9 protein-coding genes, 1 tRNA gene and 1 pseudogene are annotated in these 19,289 nt (G+C 66.4%); 7 read left to right on the top strand and 4 right to left on the bottom strand.

Annotation, left to right across the window (positions count from 1 at the left end; all coding sequences use genetic code 11):
* Positions 1–88: 88 nt before the first annotated feature.
* Positions 89–3,340 carry an ATP-dependent DNA helicase gene (locus LH475_RS00920; protein ID WP_297412654.1) on the top strand — a complete coding sequence of 1,084 codons (3,252 nt, stop codon included), beginning with the start codon at positions 89–91 and terminating at the stop codon, positions 3,338–3,340.
* A complete protein-coding gene (locus LH475_RS00925; protein WP_366145576.1) occupies positions 3,337–6,702 on the top strand; it encodes an ATP-dependent DNA helicase in 3,366 nt (1,121 codons plus the stop codon). Before LH475_RS00920 ends, LH475_RS00925 begins: the two co-directional genes overlap by 4 nt.
* A 308-nt stretch (positions 6,703–7,010) precedes the next feature.
* On the opposite strand, the pseudogene LH475_RS14460 reads toward LH475_RS00925, so the two are convergent.
* Positions 7,011–7,820, bottom strand: a pseudogene (locus LH475_RS14460) (phosphotransferase); the annotation flags it as partial.
* On the opposite strand from LH475_RS14460, the gene nudC reads away from it, so the two are divergent.
* Both nudC and LH475_RS00940 read left to right on the top strand, forming a co-directional pair.
* Positions 7,819–8,811 carry an NAD(+) diphosphatase gene (gene nudC / locus LH475_RS00935; protein WP_196843303.1) on the top strand — a complete coding sequence of 331 codons (993 nt, stop codon included), beginning with the start codon at positions 7,819–7,821 and terminating at the stop codon, positions 8,809–8,811. The pseudogene LH475_RS14460 and the gene nudC sit on opposite strands and share 2 nt — an antisense overlap.
* A gap of 8 nt (positions 8,812–8,819) precedes the next feature.
* Positions 8,820–10,535 (top strand): ATP-dependent helicase, encoded by a 1,716-nt coding sequence (locus LH475_RS00940; protein WP_297412656.1) that lies wholly within the window; start codon positions 8,820–8,822, stop codon positions 10,533–10,535.
* Here LH475_RS00940 and LH475_RS00945 read toward each other — a convergent pair.
* The 3 genes from LH475_RS00945 to LH475_RS00955 all read right to left on the bottom strand — a co-directional run bounded on the left by LH475_RS00945 (position 10,426) and on the right by LH475_RS00955 (position 13,878).
* A complete protein-coding gene (locus LH475_RS00945) occupies positions 10,426–11,271 on the bottom strand; it encodes a hypothetical protein (protein ID WP_196843304.1) in 846 nt (281 codons plus the stop codon). The two genes, LH475_RS00940 and LH475_RS00945, sit on opposite strands and share 110 nt — an antisense overlap.
* A gap of 141 nt (positions 11,272–11,412) precedes the next feature.
* Entirely contained in the window at positions 11,413–12,423 is a 1,011-nt protein-coding gene (gene adhP, locus LH475_RS00950) for an alcohol dehydrogenase AdhP (protein WP_196843335.1), read from the bottom strand.
* Between the two features lie 153 nt (positions 12,424–12,576).
* Positions 12,577–13,878 carry a zinc-dependent metalloprotease gene (locus LH475_RS00955; RefSeq protein ID WP_196843336.1) on the bottom strand — a complete coding sequence of 434 codons (1,302 nt, stop codon included), beginning with the start codon at positions 13,876–13,878 and terminating at the stop codon, positions 12,577–12,579.
* 239 nt (positions 13,879–14,117) lie between these two features.
* Between LH475_RS00955 and LH475_RS00960 the strand changes: the two genes are divergently transcribed.
* From LH475_RS00960 to LH475_RS00970, 3 genes are all read left to right on the top strand, one after another.
* On the top strand, positions 14,118–15,218 hold the full coding sequence (locus tag LH475_RS00960; protein WP_297412657.1) for a S16 family serine protease: 1,101 nt from the start codon (positions 14,118–14,120) through the stop codon (positions 15,216–15,218).
* Between the two features lie 102 nt (positions 15,219–15,320).
* Complete coding sequence (locus tag LH475_RS00965) at positions 15,321–18,233, top strand: UPF0182 family protein (RefSeq protein WP_196843306.1); 2,913 nt, start codon at positions 15,321–15,323, stop codon at positions 18,231–18,233.
* Positions 18,234–18,404: 171 nt separating this feature from the next.
* Positions 18,405–18,478, top strand: a tRNA-Met gene (locus LH475_RS00970).
* Positions 18,479–19,289 lie beyond the last annotated feature (811 nt).

The following is a 19,289-nucleotide window of genomic DNA, read 5'->3' on the forward strand; positions in this document are numbered from 1 at the left end:
GCCTTTCGTAGCCTTGCGCCCAGAGTACGACAGAACACACCAGTGCCCTGACCAGTTCACTGTCGGCGCAACCCGATACCGTTGAATTGTGACTAACCACAGCCTCGACGCCGCCCAGCAGGCCGTTCTCGACCTCGCCGACGGGGTGAGTGCCGCGGTGATCGGCGCGCCCGGCTCCGGCAAGACGACCACGCTCGTCGCACTCGTGGCCGACCGGGTGCTGAACCGGGGTTATTCACCGAGCGAGGTGCTGGTGATCGTGCCGACCCGTACCGGTGCTACCGCCCTGCGCGACCGGATCGCGCTGCGCCTCGCGGTACCGACGAACGGGCCGCTCGCTCGCAGCGCGAACTCGGTGGCCTTTCAGATTGTGCGTTCGGCTGTCGCCCAGAACGGCGGGCCGACGCCGACGCTGCTCACCGGTGGCGAACAAGATCAGATCATCGCCGAGCTGCTTCAGGGCCACCTCGATGATGGAGAACAGGCCGGCCCGGCGTGGCCGACCACTCTCGGCCCCGACGTACGCCGCCTGCGCGGTTTTCGCACCGAACTGCGCGACCTCATGATGCGCGCCGTGGAATACGGTGTGACCCCCGACCAACTGCAGCGTTTCGGCCTCGGTCGGCCGGAGTGGATCGCCGCGGCCGAGTTCATTCGCGGCTATGAGGAGGCCAAGGACCAGGCTCGCCCCGGCCAGTACGACTCCACCGAACTGGCCCGCTACGCCGCCGCCATCGTGGCCGGCGCGGCGGCCGGACCGGCCGGTGTGGCAACGCTCGGCTCGCTCGCCGGTCTGCGCGTGATCGTGCTCGACGACGCTCAGGAAGTCACCCAGGCCACCCTCACCCTCCTGGCACAGTTTCGGTCTCGCGGGGTGGCGATCATCGCACTCGGCGACCCCGACATCAGCACCGGCTCATTCCACGGTGCGCACCCGGATGCCCTTGGTCGCCTCGGCTCGTACCTCGCCGCCGACGATTCCCGCGTGGCTGCGCCGATCGTGCTGCAGACCGTCTACCGGCACGGGGCAGATATCCGTCGGGTTATTCAGGAGATCACCAGCCGGATCGGTGCGGCCGCGGCGGGAACCCAGCGCGCAGCTACCAGCGTCGAACCGGTCGGTTCGGATGCCGCCGCCGCCGATGCCGCCGCCGATGCCGCCAACGATGCCGCCGCCGCCGATGCCACCGACGATGCCACCGACAGCGTGGCCGATGGCCTGCGTAACCAGTCCGTGCGCACCGTTGTCGCAACCAGCCCGGCCGATCAGCTCGCGGTGATCGCCCGGCTGCTGCGAGAACGCCACGTGATCAACGAAACACCGTGGTCACGCATGGCCGTGATCGTGCGCACCGGATCGCTCGTGCCGTCGATCTCCAAGGGGCTCGCCGCGCTCGAGGTGCCGACCCAGGTCTCGACCCCGAGCTCGGCACTACGCGACGAGTACGCGGTGAAGGCGTTCATTCTGGCCCTCGAGGTGACCCTCGGTCGCAAAGCGCTCGACCCCGGTGCGGCCATCGAGTTGCTGCGCGGCCCGTTTGGCGGGCTCGACCCGATCACCCTGCGCCGGCTGCGGGCCGCGCTCCGCCAACAGGAGCTGGGCCACGACATCCCCACCCCGCGCAGCGCGGACGAACTGCTCGTCGCCGCCCTGCACGACCCCGAGCTGCTCGCCGCCATCGACAACCGCACCGCCCGCCGCGCGGCCGGCTTTGGTGCCAGCCTGCGTCAGGCCGCGATCGAATACGAGGCCGGCGCCACCATCGAAGAGCTGCTCTTTGGCCTGTGGCAGCGCAGCGGTCTCGACCGCGAATGGAAAGAACAATCCACCGGCACCGGAATCGTCGCCGACGAGGCCAACCACAACCTCGACGCCGTCGTCGCCCTGTTCTCGGCCGCGCAACGGTACGTCGAACGCACCCCGTCGGCCCCGCCGGTGTTGTTCCTCGAACACCTCGTCGACACCGACGTACCCGAAGACACCCTTGCCCCGCGCGCCCTCGGTGCGGCCGTCACCGTGTCCACCCCGAGCGGCACCATCGGGCGCGACTTCGACATTGTCGTGCTCGCCGGCGTGCAGGCCAACGTCTGGCCTGACCTGCGCATTCGTGGCTCCCTGCTCGGCGCCGGCGACCTCGCCCTGATCGCCTCCGGGCAACACGCCATCGGCATCGACGCCCGTACCGCGGTGCTCCATGACGAACTGCGCATGTTCGCCCAGGCCGCCAGCCGCGCCACGACCGAACTGCTCATCACCTCCGTCAGCAATGAAGAAAACGAGCCGTCGGCGTTCCTGCGCTTGCTGCCGCAGCCCGACCCCGAGCGCGGTGTCGACGATCTGGCCCGCTACCCCCTGTCGCTGCGCGGCCTGGCCGGTCGCCTGCGCCGCGACCTGACCCGCGCCATCCGCTCGCCGGCCCGCGCCGATTCCGAGACCGCCGCCCGGGCAGCGGATGCCGCGGCCACGCTGGCCCGCCTGGCCCACGAAAACGTGCCCGGCGCCGCGCCCGATCAGTGGTATGGACTGACCGATCCGAGCACCTTACGGCCGCTCAACGACCCGGAGGCTGGAGATCAGCCGGTGCGCGTCTCACCGTCGCGAATGGCGGCGTTCGAAACCTGCCCGCTGCACTGGCTGATCGGCCAGGTCAGCGGCGGCAGCTCGAACACCGCCGCGAACCTCGGAACGATCATCCACAAAGTCATGGAGGACGCGACCGAGCATCGGCCCGACACCCTCTGGCAGGCGGTGGAGGCCCGCTGGAACGAACTCGACTTCGACGCCGACTGGCAGTCGCGCGTGCAGAAGGTCGCTGCCAGGTCGCTCACCGATCGGCTCGCCTCCTACCTGCTCGATTTTGAGCACGGCGGGGGTGAGCTACTGAGCGCCGAGGGCACCTTTCAGCTGGAAGTGAGCGGCGCCGTGCTGTCGGGCACTATCGACCGGGTCGAACGCCAGGCCGACGGCCGGGCCGTGATCGTCGACCTGAAAACCGGCAGGGGCGACGCAACGAGCGATGATGGCGTCGCCGAGCATCCGCAACTCGGCGCCTACCAGCTTGCGTTCCAGGAGGGTGTTATCGAGGGCGTTCCCGGGGACATGACCCTGGCCGGTGCCCGCCTGGTCATCGTCTCGTCCGGCACGGTCAAGCAGAACTATCGCAATCCCACCCAGCCCGCCTTCACCCCGGAGCAGCTCGATGCTTTTCGTACCCGGGTCGGTTCGGACGCGGCTGGCATGGGCGGCGCCACTTTCATCGCCGAGATCACCTCGCACTGTCTCGACCCGCGGTCCCACGGGTTCTGCCGCATCCACGTCATCAAGCAGGTCAGCTCATGAGTCTGAATCCGACGGGTACCACGGTCTCGGCCCTCGACATTGCCGTCCAGCTCGAACTGCCGCCGCCCACGGCGGAACAGCAGGCGGTCATCGAGGCGCCGCTCACCCCCACCCTGGTGGTCGCCGGTGCCGGCAGCGGCAAAACCGAGACCATGGCCAACCGGGTGCTCTGGCTGCTCGCGAACGACCACGTCCGCCCTGACCAGATTCTCGGCCTCACCTTCACCCGCAAGGCCGCCGGCGAACTGGGGGAGCGCATCAACAAACGCATCTCCGAACTCGAACGGGTCGGCCTCATGCCGATCACGGCCGGACCCGATGACGGCACGTTCGCCGCGTCCTCCGACCTGTTCAACACCCCGAGCGTCTCCACCTATAACTCCTTCGCCAGCCGGCTCTTCACCGACAATGCCCTGCTGCTCGGCCGCGAACCGGAGTCGGTGCTGCTGAGCGAAACGAGCGCCTGGCTGCTCGCCCGGCGCGTCGTCATCGATCACGGCGATGGTCGCCTCGTACCGTTCGGCAAGAGCCTCGACCTCGTCACCGATGCCGTGCTACAGCTCAGTCGAGCCCTCGCCGAGAACCCACCGGCCTGGTACAACGGCGCGCCGGGAGCCCCGCACGATCTCGCCGGCGTGGCCGAGAGTTTCACCTACCTGGCCGATCTGCCCTACGGCAACCCGCGCAAGAAGATCCCGTACGGCTCGGTACTTGATTCCCTGGCCGCGGTCGCACCGCTGCCGGTACTCGCCGAACTCGCCGCCCACTACGGCAGCGAGAAACGCCGTCTCGGGCTGATCGAATTCTCCGACCAGGTTGCCCTGGCGCTGCGGGTGTGCCAGAAGGTCGATGCGGTCGTTGGCCGCTACCGCGACCAGTACCGGGTCGTCCTCCTCGACGAATACCAGGACACTTCGGTGTTGCAGACCGAACTGTTGCACACCCTGTTTCGCAACCACCCGGTGATGGCCGTCGGCGATCCGCACCAGTCCATTTACGGATGGCGCGGCGCCAGCTCCGCAAACCTGCTCGGCTTTGCGCGCGATTTCAGCCCGGCAGTAACTGTCCCGACCATGTCGCTGTCCTTCACCTGGCGTAACCCCGCCCGCGTACTCGACGCCGCCAACGCCCTCGTCGCCCCGCTGAGCGAGGCGCTGCGCGCCAAACCGGGCGGAATCCAGGTCGAAACGCTCAAAGTCCCGGCCGAAACCCGAGCCGGCGCTGTCGACGCGCTCATGGCGGAAACCATTTCCGAGGAGGCCGGCGCCGTCGCCGACTGGTTCGCCGCCCGGTTGATCGGTGACCACACCGGCGCCATGCTGTTTCGTGCGCGTCGTGAGATGGACTACTTCGCCGAGGTGCTGCGGGCACACGGCGTGCGCGCCCACGTGCTCGGCCTCGGCGGGTTGCTCTCCACACCGGAGGTCACCGACGTCGTGAGCGTGCTGCGCGTCGTGCACGACCCCGCCGCTGGCAGCGAACTGGTGCGCCTGCTCAGCGGCGCCCGATACCGTGTGGGCGCACGCGACCTGCAGGCGCTCGCCGACGTAGCCCGGTGGCTGGCCGCGCACGACTGGGCGCACAAGGCCATCTCGGCCGACCTGCGGGGCAAGCTGCGGGCATCCGTCGCAGGTGAAGAGGGCAGCTCGCTCGTCGATGCACTCGACTTTCTCGGCACGGCACCCGACTCCCACGGCCAATTCGCCGGGTTCAGCGAGCTCGGACGCGCCCGTGTGCAGTCGGCCGGCCGGCAACTGGCCTGGCTGCGGTCTCGTGCCGGCCTGCCGCTGCTTGACTTCGTGCGCCTGATCGAGCAGGAATTTCGGCTCGACATCGAACTGACCGCGAATGAGGCCAACGATCTCGGCCTCGCCAACCTGTATTCCTTCCACGACACGGTGGCCGCCTTCCTTGACAGCGACGAGCAGGGCACCCTGGCCAGCTTTCTGCGCTGGCTCAAGCGCGCGGAGCTACAAGACGACCTCGGCCCGCGCGCCGAACTGTCCGAACAGGGCACCGTGCAGTTGCTCACTATCCACGGCGCCAAGGGCCTCGAATGGGACTTCGTCGCCATTCCCAACCTCGAAGAGAAGAGCCTGCCCGCGGCCTCCCGCGATACCAGCGGTTGGCTGCGCTTCGGCGAACTGCCCTACGGTTTTCGCGGCGACCGGTCTGAGCTGCCCGAGCTCTACGTCGGCGGGCACGACACCCAGCTCGACTACGACACCGCGTACCAGACCTATAAAGCTGAATTGGCGACGCGGCACGACGACGAAGAACGTCGCCTCATTTACGTGGCCACCACCCGCGCCAAGCGTGAACTGCTGCTGACCGGCTCGTTCTGGGGCCCGGGACTAACCGTTCGGCGGCCCAGCCGCTACCTCGTGGAACTCGCCGCGGCCGGGCTCCTGCCGAACCTGCCCGACACGAGCGCCAAGGCCGACAAACCCGACTCCGCCGACGATGGCACCGAACTGTGGCCGTTCGACCCGCTCGGCACCCGCCGGGCGCTGGTCGAGGCCGCCGCGACCCGGGTGCGGGGCAGCGAAGCGGATGCCCCCACCCGCTGGTCCCACGCGGTCACCCTGCTGCTCGAGGAACGTGCCCTGCGGCTGGCCGGCGGCGCGGTTGCCCCCGTTCCCACCCGCATCCCGGCCTCTCGCTTCAAGGACTACGTCGACGACCCGGCCGCTGTCGCCGCCGAACTGCGCCGGCCTATGCCGCAGCGCCCCTATCGGGCCACCCGGCTCGGCACCCTGTTCCACTCCTGGGTCGAACGGCGCGCCGGCGGCGCCACCGGCACAGACCGCGTCGATGCGGGCCTGAACGAGCTGGACTTCGGCGATGACGACGGGGGTACCGGCACACTCAGCGACCTCGCCGTGCCCGAGCGGGAGCAGTTCGCGGTACTGCAGGCCACCTTCGAACGTTCCGAGTGGGCCGAGCGACGGCCCGTCGACGTCGAGATTGAAATTCACCACGTGCTCGGCGGCCAGGTCTTCGTCTGCAAGCTCGACGCCGTCTACCGCACCGAGACCGGGTATCAGGTCGTCGACTGGAAAACCGGGCGGGCACCCAAGAACGACGCTGATCTCGAGCTGAAGCAGACCCAGCTCGCGCTTTACCGGCTGGCCTACGCCCGCTGGAAGGACGTCGATCCAAGCCGTGTCGACGCCGTATTCTACTTCGTGGCCGACGACATCGTCATCGCCCCCGAGCGTCTCTACTCGGAGGCAGACCTTCTTTCCGCCTGGTCCGGAGCGATGGCCCCGGTGCGCGAATCGTCGGACTCCTCGTCTTCAGAATCAGAGTCAGACTCGTCATCAGATTCAGAATTCATGGTGAGCCCGGAGAAGTCGTAGCTGTCGGTGTGCATCGCCGCGTGCTGGTCGTAATCCCGGGCGGCACGCGGCATGTGGTCGAGCATGTTCTCCACGTCGCCGACGGTCATGATCGGGCCGGTTTTGGGGGAGAGGGGCTGCTGGGTGTGGCTGTGCACCGTGTCGACGAGGCCGTCGAGCATGGCAACGGCGTCATCGACGATGGACTGGTCGTGGCTGCTGGAGCCGTGCAGCAACCAGCGAGCCAGCTCCAGCTCGGCATAGAGCATGGCGCGCTGGGTGATGTGGCTGTCGCTGCCCTGGCGGGCGGTCGAATACGCGGTGATGGCCAGTTCGGCGGCATCGCCGCGCGCGGCGAGTAGCCAGTGCAGGTCGCGCGCCGGGTCCCCGACGGCCAGGCCCGACCAGCCGAGAATTCCCGACACGGCGTCGTCGGTGATCAGAATGGAATCGGCCGACATCGAGCCGTGCACCACGGCGGGCGCGAACTGCCAGAGGGCGTCGTCGTCGGTCGCCTGCTCCCAGCGGCGCAATAGCGCGGCGGGCAGATAGCCGGTGTTCGCGGCTCGGTCGATCAGGTCGATCGCATCCGTACGGCACTGTTCGGCGCTCTGCTGTGGCAGCCCGGCGGTACCGATGAAGGCGCTCGGCAGCGAGTGGATCGCGGCGATGGCCCGCCCGATCGACCCGGAGACGCCCTCGTGCCCAGTGAGGGCATCCGCATCAAAACTCTCACCGGCCAGCAGCTCGTAGACGACCGCGCGGGTACCCTGGATCGGCGTCTGGCCGACATATTCCGGCACGTCGAACGGCAGCCGGCTGCGATTGCCGGTGGTGAGCGCGCGTAGCGCCACGAGGTCGGCGGACTGCTCGGTTTCGGCCGACTGGCTGGTGGGAACGCGAATGATCAATGCTCGGCCGTCTGCGTCAATGACGAGCGCCGAGTCGAACAGTCCGTGCGCGCCGGCACTGTGCTTGCGGGCGTAGGCCACGTCGAGCCCCGGAACTGCGGAGGTGGCTAACGCGGCTAGAGTGAGTTGAGTTCTGGCCATGCCTACTAGGTTAGATCGACTTCCGGTTGCGTGGTTGTTCGCCACGCCTCCACACACACCTTCTCGCAGAGCTCGGAGATAAACCATGTCGTTCACTTTCACGACGCGGTTGCCGCTGTCTCGCCACGCCGTCGACCGTGACCACCTGAGCCGCGACCTTCCGGGCCTATTCGACCAGCTCTGGGCGGATGCCGCCACCCGTGTTCTGCCCGTCTGGCGCGGCAAAATGCTGCTCGCGCCGCACCACCCCAGCAGTGCCGATACCCACGAGACGACCGGCGTGCACCTCACCCTGCTGCCACCGACCAGCGTGCCGAACACCGGCCTGCGCGTCTACCTCGGCCAGTCGCTGCCGACCGACCTGCCCGAACCGGCCGGTACCCGCATCATCGCCGTGCAGCTCGACGATGACTCCGCCGCCCGTCTCGAACCCGACGAGCAGCGCTGGGTGGGCCTGCGCACGGTCGCAACCGCACTTGACAACCGTGACGCCGGCCTGTTCACGGAGACCCTCGGCCTGTTCAACTGGCACGCCTCGCACGCGCACTGCCCGCGCTGCGGCGCCGCCACCCTGATTGAGCAGGGCGGCTGGGTGCGCCGTTGCCCCGTCGACAACAGCCAGGTGTTTCCGCGCACTGACCCCGCCGTGATCGTGCTCATCACCGACGCGGACGACCGCATCCTGCTCGGCTCCAACGCCATGTGGGAGAACAACCGCTACTCGCTGCTCGCCGGATTCGTCGAGCCCGGCGAGGCCCTGGAATCGGCCGTCATCCGCGAGATGTTCGAAGAATCCGGCCTGCGGGTCACCGATCCGGCCTATGTCGGTTCCCAGCCGTGGCCGTTCCCGGCCTCGGTCATGTGCGGGTTTACCGCCCGGCTCGCCGACGACCAGCCGGCCGGTGATCTACTGCCCGACGGCGCCGAGATTCTGGCGCTGCGCTGGTTCAGCCGGCAAGAACTGCGCGACGCCGGCGAGTGGATGCTGCTGCCCGGCCCGTCCTCAATCGCGCTCGCCATGATCGAACGCTGGCTCGGCGCCCCGCTGCCGGTCGCATCCGAATTGATCAGCCCGTGATGGTGCCCGTGACAGTCACGACCGACTCGTTGCTGAAGGGCCTCGACGAACAGCAGCGCATCGCCGCCGAAGCGCTGATCGGCCCCGTCTGTATGCTCGCCGGAGCTGGAACCGGCAAGACCCGCGCCATCACCCACCGCATCGCGCTCGGCGTGCTGACCGGCGCCTACGCCCCCAACCGGGTGATGGCGCTCACCTTCACGAGCCGCTCGGCCGCCGAACTGCGTGGTCGCCTGCGCCAGCTCGGCGCCGGGGGGGTGGCCGCCCGCACGTTCCACGCCGCCGCGCTGTCGCAGCTGAACTACTTCTGGCCACACGTGGTCGGCGGGCAGGCGCCGCGCATCCTCGACGGCAAGGGCCGCATTCTCGGGCACGCCGCCGAGGCCCTGCACCTCAAGATCGATACGGCCACCCTGCGCGACCTTGCCGCCGAGGTGGAATGGCGCAAAACCGCGGGCCTGAGCATCGAACAGTACGCGGCCGGCATCGCCCGCCGCAGCCTCCCCGGCCGGCTTGACGTCGACCAGGTCGTCGCCCTGCAACAGACCTACGAGAAGCTCAAAGACGAACGCAAGCAGATCGACTTTGAAGATGTGCTGCTCGCTATGGCCGGCATGATCGAGGCCGAACCGTCGGTGGCCCTCCAGGTGCGGGAACAGTACCGATTCTTCGTCGTCGACGAATACCAGGACGTCTCCCCGCTGCAGCACGACCTGCTCGCGCTCTGGCTCGGTGACCGCCGCGACCTGTGCGTCGTCGGCGACGCCAGCCAGACCATCTACTCATTCGCCGGTGCCCGCAGCGACTACCTGCTCGACTTTCCCAAACACTATGAAGATGCCACGGTGGTGCGCCTCGAGCAAAACTACCGGTCCACCGCGCCCATCGTCGCCACCGCCAACCAGCTCATGCGCGGCCGCTCCGGTGCACTGACCCTGCACGCCGCACAATCCGACACCGGCCCCGATCCGACCGTTCGTGGCTACGCATCCGATATGGCCGAGGCCCGCGGCGTTGCCGAGCAGATTCTGCAACTCATCGACTCCGGCACCAAACCCGAAGACGTGGCCGTACTGTTCCGGGTCAACGTGCAGGCAGCGCTGCTCGAAACGGCGCTGACCGAGGTGGGGGTGAGCTACCAGATTCGCGGAGCCAAACGGTTCTTCGACCTGCCCGAGGTGAAGCAGGCGGTTATGAGCCTGCGCGCGGCATCCGTTTCAATCATCGGGGAACCGCTGTTCAAATCGGTCAGCGACGTGCTGCGTTCCCTCGGCTGGAGCCAGACCGCCCCGGAGACGCGCGGCGCCGTGCAGGCCCGGTGGGAATCGCTCAACGCACTGATGGGCCTGGTCGACCAGGCCGCTGCGGGCACCACCTTTCGCCAGTTCACCGACGAACTCATGGAACGCCAGGCCGGCCAGCACGAACCGACGGTGTCGGCTGTGACGCTCGCCACCATGCACTCGGCCAAGGGCCTCGAGTGGGACGCCGTGTTCGTGGTCGGCCTGAGCGAGGGCCTCGTGCCGATCAGTTATGCGAGCACGTTCGAGCAAATCGACGAGGAACGCCGGCTGCTCTACGTCGGCATCACACGGGCCCGTCGGCGACTCGCGCTCAGCTGGTCGTCCGCGGGCGTGCAGGCTCGAGCAGCTCGGGAACGATCCCGTTTTCTGCAAGAGCTTGGCAACCGCACCGCTCGTGGAGCCGGTGCACGGACCGCGTAATTGTACCGGTGGCGGCGTCAATGCGCAGCGATCGGGCGAACACCGCAGACCGGCCCGTCTCCAGGCGATCCTGCACGAGCCCGGCCACCCGGGCTGCGACCTCGAAGCTCAGCCTGGGCGTTTCACTCGGGGCCTGCCGCGGGGCAAGCTGGCAGGCCATGGCCGGCCAGGCCGGATCGTCATCGACGTGCGCGAGTTCGAGACAGGTCAAGCAGGGCCCGAGGCCGGGTTCGACCAGCGGCCCGACCCGCGCGGCGCTGTCGCTGAAGACCACCGGCAGGTGGGGAATGTCACGGCGCAGCCAGTGTCCGTGACGTTCGGGAGAGAGAACGTACTGCCCGACCAGCACGGCCAGCTCGGGTTCGTCACCGGGTAGCGGTTCCTCGATGCTGAGGTTGGCCAGTAGGGTGCGCACGCGAAACGCGGTTCGTCCGACGCCATCGACAAACACAGTGCGGGTCAGCGGGGCGGCCGGTGGTCCCGCATCGTCGGGCACGAACAGCAGCACCGGCTCGAGCAGATCAAGCAGATCCGCCACCTCGGCAGCGGATGCCCCGGCGAGCGTTCCCAGCAGCATCGCACCCGATCGATGCACCCCAACGGCCAGGGCTGACAGCACGGCCTCGTGGGCGACCGTCAGCCCGCCGATCGTCACAACGGCGTGGTCGATGCCGAGTTGAACGCAATCCGGTGTGCGCCACACCAGCGGGTAGCGAGGATTCAGTCGAAGAGCCATGCCGACATGATGACGCACATGTCGCACGCGTGAATTAGTTCTCCACAGGCAGGGGACTGAGCGTGCGGGCGCGCTCACGATGAATATTGGGATTCAACGATCACGCGGCCCGCACCTCAGCGCATATCGGGGCGGGGCGAACTAGTAGCGAATGACCACGCGACCGTCGATCTTGCCGTGCTTCATCTCGTCGAGCACCTCGTTGACCTCGTCGATGCGGCGTTCGGAGACCGTGGGGTGAATCTGACCGCGGGCGTAGAACTGCAGGGCTTCTTCCATGTCCTGGCGGGTGCCCACGATGGAGCCGCGAATGGTGAGGCCCTTGAGGACGATGTCGAAGATCGGCGCGGGAAAGTCTCCCGGCGGCAGACCGTTGAAGACGATGGTGCCGCCGCGACGGGTCATGCCGATAGCCTGGCCGAACGCGGCCGGGTGTACCGCGGTGACGAGCACGCCGTGCACACCGCCGGTGGCTCTCTGAATGGCGGCGACCGGGTCTTCGTCGAGCGCGTTGATTACGAGCTCAGCGCCGTGCTGGCGGGCGAGGGCGAGCTTGTCGTCGGCGATGTCGACGGCTGCAACGCGTAGGCCCATCGCCTTGGCGTACTGCACGGCGATGTGGCCGAGGCCGCCGATGCCGGAGATGACCACCCACTGGCCCGGACGGGCCTCGGTCATCTTGAGTCCCTTATACACGGTGACCCCGGCGCACAGCACCGGAGCGATCTCGATCGGGTCGGCGCCGTGGGGAATACGCACGGCGAAGCGCGAGTCGACGAGCATGTACTGCCCGAACGATCCGTCCACGCTGTAGCCGCCGTTCTGCTGCGCTTCGCATAGGGTTTCCCAGCCGGTGCGGCAGTATTGGCAGCTGCCGCAGGCGCTCCAGAGCCAGGCGTTACCGACGAGGTCGCCGATAGCGAGGTCGTCGACGCCAGCTCCGAGGGCGACGATCTCGCCGACCCCCTCGTGGCCGGGAATGAACGGCGGGCTCGGCTTGACCGGCCAGTCGCCCTCCATGGCGTGCAGGTCTGTGTGGCAGACGCCGCTGCTGATCAGCTTGACCAGGGCCTGTCCGGGGCCCGGCGTCGGTACCGGAACCTCATCGATCGTTAAGTTCCGGCCGAACTCATGCACGACGGCCGCGTGCATGGTCGTCGGTACCCGGGTGGATGTGCTCGTCGCGGTATCGGTTGTTGTCATTGCCAAACTCCTTCGTTTGGGACATTTCGTCCGTTGGATGACGGTAGGCCAACAAAGGTTGCGGCAACGTTGCGGCCCCCGTTGAGGGGTGGAGACGTGTTTCTACTCCTCGTGCGGGCGCTCGGCTCCGTCATCACGCAGCAGGTCTTCGAGCGCCTGGTCGACGTCGTCGAGCACCGTGGGCTCCCCACGGGCCACGCTCGTGAGCTGAATGATCAGCCGTTGGGGGTCGTCGATGTCCTGCTCGGTCGGCAGCAGGTCGGGGTGCGACCAGAGCGCGTCTCGCGCTTGGTTGCCGACGGCATCCGTCACGGCTTGCCACATAGCGGCGGCCTCCCGCAGCCGGCGCGGTCGCAGTTCGAGACCAACGAGCGTCGCGAAAGCGGATTCGGCCGGACCACCGGAGGCCCGGCGGCGTTTGACCGTCTCGGCAATGGCATCCGCTTTGGGCAGGCGGATCGTAGCGCGAGCGGTGACGACGTCGACCCAGCCCTCGACCAGGGCGAGCATCGTTTCGAGGCGGGAGAGGGCCGCGAGCTGCGACTCGGACTTCTGCTGAATGAGGGAACCGTCGACCATGGCCTGGCGCAGGTCTTCGGGGTTGGACGGGTCGAAGCTTCCGGCCAGTTCTTCGAGCCGGCTGGAGTCGATGCTGATTCCGCGCGCGTACGCGGTGACCGCGCTGGTGAGGTGCAGGCGCAGCCAGCGCGCGTGACGAAACAGTCGAGCGTGGGCGAGCTCGCGCACGGCGAGATAAATCTGCACCTGATCGGCGGGAACGTCGAGGCCGGTGCCGAAGTCGGCAACGTTCTGGGGGAGCAGAGCGGCCTGCTGCTCGCCGAGCAGCGGAATGCCAACATCGCCGCCACTGACGACCTCGCTGGCCAGTTGGCCGACGACTTGGCCGAGCTGCATGGCAAACAGGGTGCCGCCGATGCTGCGAACAAGCTGGCTCGCGTTGGCGACCATACCCTGCATCTCTTCGGGCACCTGTTCGGCGAACACCCGGGTGAGGGAGTCGGAGATGCTCGTGGCGACGGGCTCGGCCAGCTGGGTCCACAGTGGCATGGTCGCGGTGACCCATTCGCGGCGGGTCATCAGGCGCGGTTCAACCGTGAGTTCGGCGACGGTGATGACGTCATCGAGCCAGAGGGCCGCGATGTGAAAGGCCTGGCGTAGCTGGGTCTGCTGCTCGTCGGTCGCCGTGAGTTGGCCGTTGGCCGCTCGCTGCTGACCCTGGGTGAGCGCAATCTGCCAGTCCACGCCGGTGCCCTGCGTATTGAGTGCGCCCTGCAGCTGTTGCATGAGCGCGGCCACGCTGGCAGGGTCATTGGGCAGGCCGGCGGCACCGGCGAGCTGGCTCGGGTCGATGCCGCTCTTGCCGCTCAGAATGTCGCGCAGCATGTCTCGGAACTCATCACCGTCGTGGTGATCTCCGGGCTCGCCGGGGTTCTGGTCCTTCGGGGGTAGGGAGTCGTCGGCCACTTCAGGCCCCTCTCAGTCGCTTACTTCTACGCTAGTGCGAGTAGCCCGCTCGGGGCTGGGAAATATCCTAGGCTGGAGCGCTTGTTGTGCGCCCGTCGCGAACACGGCCCCGTTGCCACACCCACAGCACGAATACAGCACAACACGGAAGGAGCACGGTGGCTCTCTTCACCGATGACTCACCGGCACCGCACGGTGCGCGGCGTCGCCGCCCCTCGATCGGCTGGTCGGCGCTGTTGATCGCCCTCGTGGCTGGGGTGATCCTCGGCATCATGCCGGCCCCCTACGTCATCGAGAAGCCCGGCCCGGTCTATAACACCCTCGGCTCGGCGACCTACGACGACGTGGAAACCGCCCTCATCACCATCCCCGTCGAAACGGTCTACCCGACCAAGGGCACGCTCGACCTACTCACCGTGTCGCTGCTCGGCAACCGGGAGAACCGCCCGAGCTGGCTCACCGTCGCGGGAGCCTGGCTCGACCCGAGCGAGGCCGTGCTGCCCATCGACCAGGTCTTTCCCGCGAACGTCAGCACCGAACAGCGTGATGCACAGAGCAGCGCGGACATGATTAACTCCCAACAGGATGCCATCGCGGCAGCACTAACCCACCTCGGCTACGACTACCCCACCACGGTATCGGTGGTCAGTCTGCCCGACGGTTCTCCGGCTGACGGCGTCATCGAGCCCAAGGATCTGATTTCCGCCGTGAACGGTACACCGGTGGCCAGCGTCGCCGAGTTGCGGGCCACCCTGCAGGCCAACGGGGCTGAGAAAGCGGCGAGCCTCGACATTGTGCGTGGCGGAGTCGCCCAGACCGTCTCGGTAACGCCGGTCGACCAGGACGGCACGGTCGTGGCGGGGGTCAACGTGTCGGTTGCCTACGACTTTCCGTTCGAGGTACAGATTCAACTCGACAAGGTCGGCGGTCCGAGTGCCGGCATGATGTTCGCTCTCGGAATCATCGACAAGCTCACGCCGGGACAATTGCAGGGCGGCGAAAACGTGGCCGGTACCGGAACGATCGACCAGTCGGGCGTGGTCGGCCCGATTGGCGGCATTCAGCAAAAGCTGCACGGCGCGGTCGAAAACGGGTCCAGCTGGTTTTTGGCACCGGTCGATAACTGCAACGAAGTCACCGGCAATATTCCTGATGGCCTGAGCGTGTTCTCGGTTGCCACTCTCGATGACGCGCTGACCGCCCTCGATGCCATCAAAGCCGGCGACACGAGCGGCCTGCCCACCTGTCCCGCCAAATAACATCACGAAGCAGGCACAGCCACGAGTGGCAAAGATGACTCTCTCCTGGCGCGTCAGTAAGATAAGGGTCGACCCTGATCACTTAGAGCAAGAGGCCAATTCGTGAGTTCATCAGCAGCCGACAACGCCCCACGGCGCAGCCGAGCCCCGCTAGCAATCACTTCAGCAGTTATCGCGGGTTTGGTGATCCTGTTCTTTATCTTCGCTGGACTGTATACCGATGTGTTGTGGTTCGACCAGCTCGGGTTCCTGAACGTTCTCACCACGCAGTGGGTCGCCGGCACCGTGTTGTTTTTGATCGGGTTCGTCGCGATGGCCGTACCGATCTGGGTGAGCATTCAGCTGGCCTACCGGCTGCGCCCGGTGTACGCGAAGCTCAATGCGCAGCTTGATCGCTACCAGCAGGTCATTGAGCCGCTCCGCCGCCTCGCAATGTACGGCATCCCCGCTCTCCTCGGCCTGTTCGCCGGAGTGGCCGCCGCCACCCGCTGGCAGACCGTGCTGATGTGGCTCAATCGCACCGACACCGGGCGCGTTGACCCGCAGTTCAAGTTCGACATTTCCTTTTACCTGATGGACCTGCCCTTCTATCAGGCCGTGCTCGCCTTCGCATCCGCGGTTGTTCTTATCGCGGCTCTCGTCGCCGTCGCGACCAGCTACCTCTATGGGTCTATCCGGGTGTCGGGCCGTGAGGTGCTCATCTCGAAGGCTGCACGCGTGCAGATCGCTGTCACGGCGGCGCTCTACCTCCTGCTTCAGGCCGTGAGTATCTGGTTCGACCAGTACTCCACCCTGACCAACCAGGGCACGCTGATCACCGGTGCCGGTTATACCGACGTCAACGCGACCATCCCCGGCCGCGCCATTCTCGCCGGTATCGCCGCGGTCGTGGCGCTGCTCTTTATTCTCACGGCCATTATCGGTCGCTGGCGTCTGCCGGTCATCGGTACAGCGCTGCTGATCGTGTCGAGCCTGCTGATTGGCTCGCTCTATCCCTGGGTCGTCGAGCGCTTCCAGGTGGAGCCGAGCGCAAAGGCGCTCGAGGCCCCCTATATCGAACGCAATATCAACCTCACCCGCGACGCCTACGGCGTCGCCAATATCGAGGAAATTCCATACAACGCGAAAACCACGGCCGAGCCCGGTGCCCTCCGTGCCGACGCCGCGACCACCGCCAACATTCGTATTCTCGACCCGGCACTGGTCAGCGACTCGTTCGGACAGCTCGAGCAGTTTCGCCAGTACTACCAGTTTCCCAACAACCTCGACGTCGACCGGTACATGATCGACGGTACCTCGCAGGACACCGTCGTGGCCGTGCGCGACCTCAACCTCGATGGTCTGAACACCGGTAACACCTGGGTCAACTCGAAGACGGTGTACACCCACGGTTATGGTGTGGTGGCTGCCTACGGCAACCAGCGCTCGGTCGACGGACAGCCGGTGTTCCTCGAGTCCGGGATCCCGACCAGCGGCGCGCTCGGCGACTTCGAGCCGCGCATCTACTTCGGCGAGACCTCGCCGGAGTACTCCATCGTCGGAGCCGACAAGGGCGCCAAGCCCATTGAGCTCGACTACCCATCGGGCGTCGAGGGCGCGGGGCAGACCTACACGACGTTCTCTGGCGGCGGCGGACCGAAACTCGACAACGCGTTCAAGAAACTGATCTACGCGCTGAAGTTTCAGTCCGAACAGATCTTTTTGGCCTCCTCGGTCAACGACAAGTCCGAGATTCTGTACGACCGCGACCCGGTCACCCGCGTGCAGAAGGTGGCTCCGTACCTCACGCTCGACTCCGACGCCTACCCGTCGGTCGTTGACGGCCGGGTCAAGTGGATCGTTGATGGCTACACGACCTCGGCGAACTACCCGTATTCCTCACCGGTCAGCCTCAGTGACGCCATCGCCGACACGCAGACGCCGGCGCAGCCCTACGCGCTCGACAGCATCAACTACATGCGCAACTCGGTGAAGGCCACCGTCGACGCCTACAGCGGCGAGGTCACCCTGTACGCCTGGGATGACACAGAGCCGCTGCTGCAGACCTGGCAGAAGATCTTCCCGTCGACGCTCAAGCCCATGAGCGACATGAGTGGCGACCTGATGAGCCACGTGCGCTACCCAGCCGACCTGTTCAAGGTGCAGCGGGCCATCCTCGGCCAGTATCACGTCACCGACCCGGGGTCGTTCTACTCCAAGGACAACGCCTGGATCACGCCGAATGACCCGGATTCCCCGCCGACCAACCCCACCCTGCAGCCGCCCTACTACCTCACCATGCAGGTGCCCGGGTCGGACAAGCCGTCGTTCTCGCTCTACACGACCTTCCAGCCGGATGCGACCGGTGCGTCCAGCCGGAACGTGCTCTACGGCTATCTCGCCGTCGATGCTGACGCCGGATCAGAAGCCGGCGTCCGCGCTGACGGGTACGGCCAGCTGAGATTGCTCAACCTACCTAAGGACGGCACCGTTCCCGGCCCCGGCCAGGTGCAGAACGTCTTCAATGCTGACCCGACCGTATCGACCGAGCTCAACCTGTTGCGGCAGGGATCGTCGACGGTACTGAACGGTAACCTGCTGACGCTCCCGGTCGGCGGTGGGCTGCTCTACGTGCAGCCGGTCTACGTGAAGTCCACCGGTGAGACCAGCTACCCGCTGCTACAAAAGGTGCTCGTGGCCTTCGGTGACCAGATCGCGTTCGAAGACACCCTGAATGGTGCCCTCGATGTGCTGTTCGGTGGCGATTCGGGCGCTACGGCCGGTGACACGGCCGTGCCGGACACGGCCGCCACTGGTGGTGCGACAGGTGGTGCCCCCACGGGCACCGGCGTTCCGACCGGATCGACCGGCAATGCGGCAACGGATGCTCAACTCAAGGCGCTGCTCGCCGTCGCCAAGACGGCGCTCGCCGAGAAGGCAACCGCGCTCGCCGCTGGCAATTTCGCCGACTACGGCACCGCGGATGCCAAGCTCTCCAAGACGATCGCGAGCATGCTCACCCTGCTCGGCGAGTAGCCGCACCGCGTCAGCTGCCGCAAGCCCTCACCCGTCTTGGGTGGGGGCTTGCGGACGTTGTGCCGGATGGTGTTTCATACCAATAGAGACGCAATTTGCGGCGAATATGTTGCGATACCGACCCACCGTGGTCGACCGTGCTTTAAGGGTGTGCTAAAGTTGTACTTGTAGCGCGGGGTGGAGCAGTTCGGTAGCTCGCTGGGCTCATAACCCAGAGGTCGTAGGTTCAAATCCTGCCCCCGCAACAGAGGCCAATTCAGAGAATAGATTCACATCGTTCCGGCAATTGGTATGAAGAGGTCAGTTTCGAAGAAATTCGAAGCTGGCCTCTTTTTTTGTGCCGGTTTGTACGTGTTTTGTGCGCCCGCGCGGCCAAAGACATTGGTGTCGGTGCGCTTATGAGCGGGTTAACGACCAAAAGCCTGCACGGGGCAGGATGAAGTTCTCGTGCCAAGGACGTTGAGGGACTTCCAGCAGGCCTCGTTGAGGAACTCTACGCGCGTGCCCGTTCACGGACGATCAACTCTGCTTTCCCGCATCCGCACCGTTTACTGCCTCGAAGTGTCGTCGGTCCCGCCGGGCTGCAAGAAGAAGGCGCACACCGCCGACGATACCGACCAAGCACACGCCCAGCCAGAGGAGAGTGATCCATATGGGCAGGTAGTTCCCCACGATGATACTGACGCCCAACGATGCTGAGAAGAACGCGATAATAATTTGCGTAAGTGCTCGGCCTCGCTGGCGGTCTAGTTCCATACGTCTTTGTATCAGTGAACTCATGAGCGAACTCTATATCCGCTCTTGATCTAGTGATCCGGCATGGAATAGTCGGCCGACGGCCTCACTCTTCAAAGCGCAACTGGCTTGTGAGTCGCAGCGGTCCGTGATGCCGTGTCGGGTGCTGGGCCCGTCAGCGGAACCATTCTCAAGTCTCATTGATCTTGTTGGGACGATGGGCACTGTGGATGTCCTGAGTATGGGGAGACGTACGTCATCAGGGATTGGGACGCCCGCAGTGTTGGGTGGCGGCCCGCATCAACAGCTGTCCACGAACGA

The organism is Cryobacterium sp., assembly GCF_026786305.1.
Classification (GTDB): Bacteria; Actinomycetota; Actinomycetes; order Actinomycetales; family Microbacteriaceae; genus Cryobacterium.

What these genes read in the sequence shown, in the direction of transcription:
- LH475_RS00925 (WP_366145576.1), top strand. Translation starts at nt 3,337, where the DNA reads ATGAGTCTGAATCCGACGGGTACCACGGTCTCGGCCCTCGACATTGCC.
- nudC (WP_196843303.1), top strand. Translation starts at nt 7,819, where the DNA reads ATGTCGTTCACTTTCACGACGCGGTTGCCGCTGTCTCGCCACGCCGTC.
- LH475_RS00945 (WP_196843304.1), bottom strand. Translation starts at nt 11,271, where the DNA reads ATGGCTCTTCGACTGAATCCTCGCTACCCGCTGGTGTGGCGCACACCG.
- adhP (WP_196843335.1), bottom strand. Translation starts at nt 12,423, where the DNA reads ATGCACGCGGCCGTCGTGCATGAGTTCGGCCGGAACTTAACGATCGAT.
- LH475_RS00955 (WP_196843336.1), bottom strand. Translation starts at nt 13,878, where the DNA reads ATGCTGCGCGACATTCTGAGCGGCAAGAGCGGCATCGACCCGAGCCAG.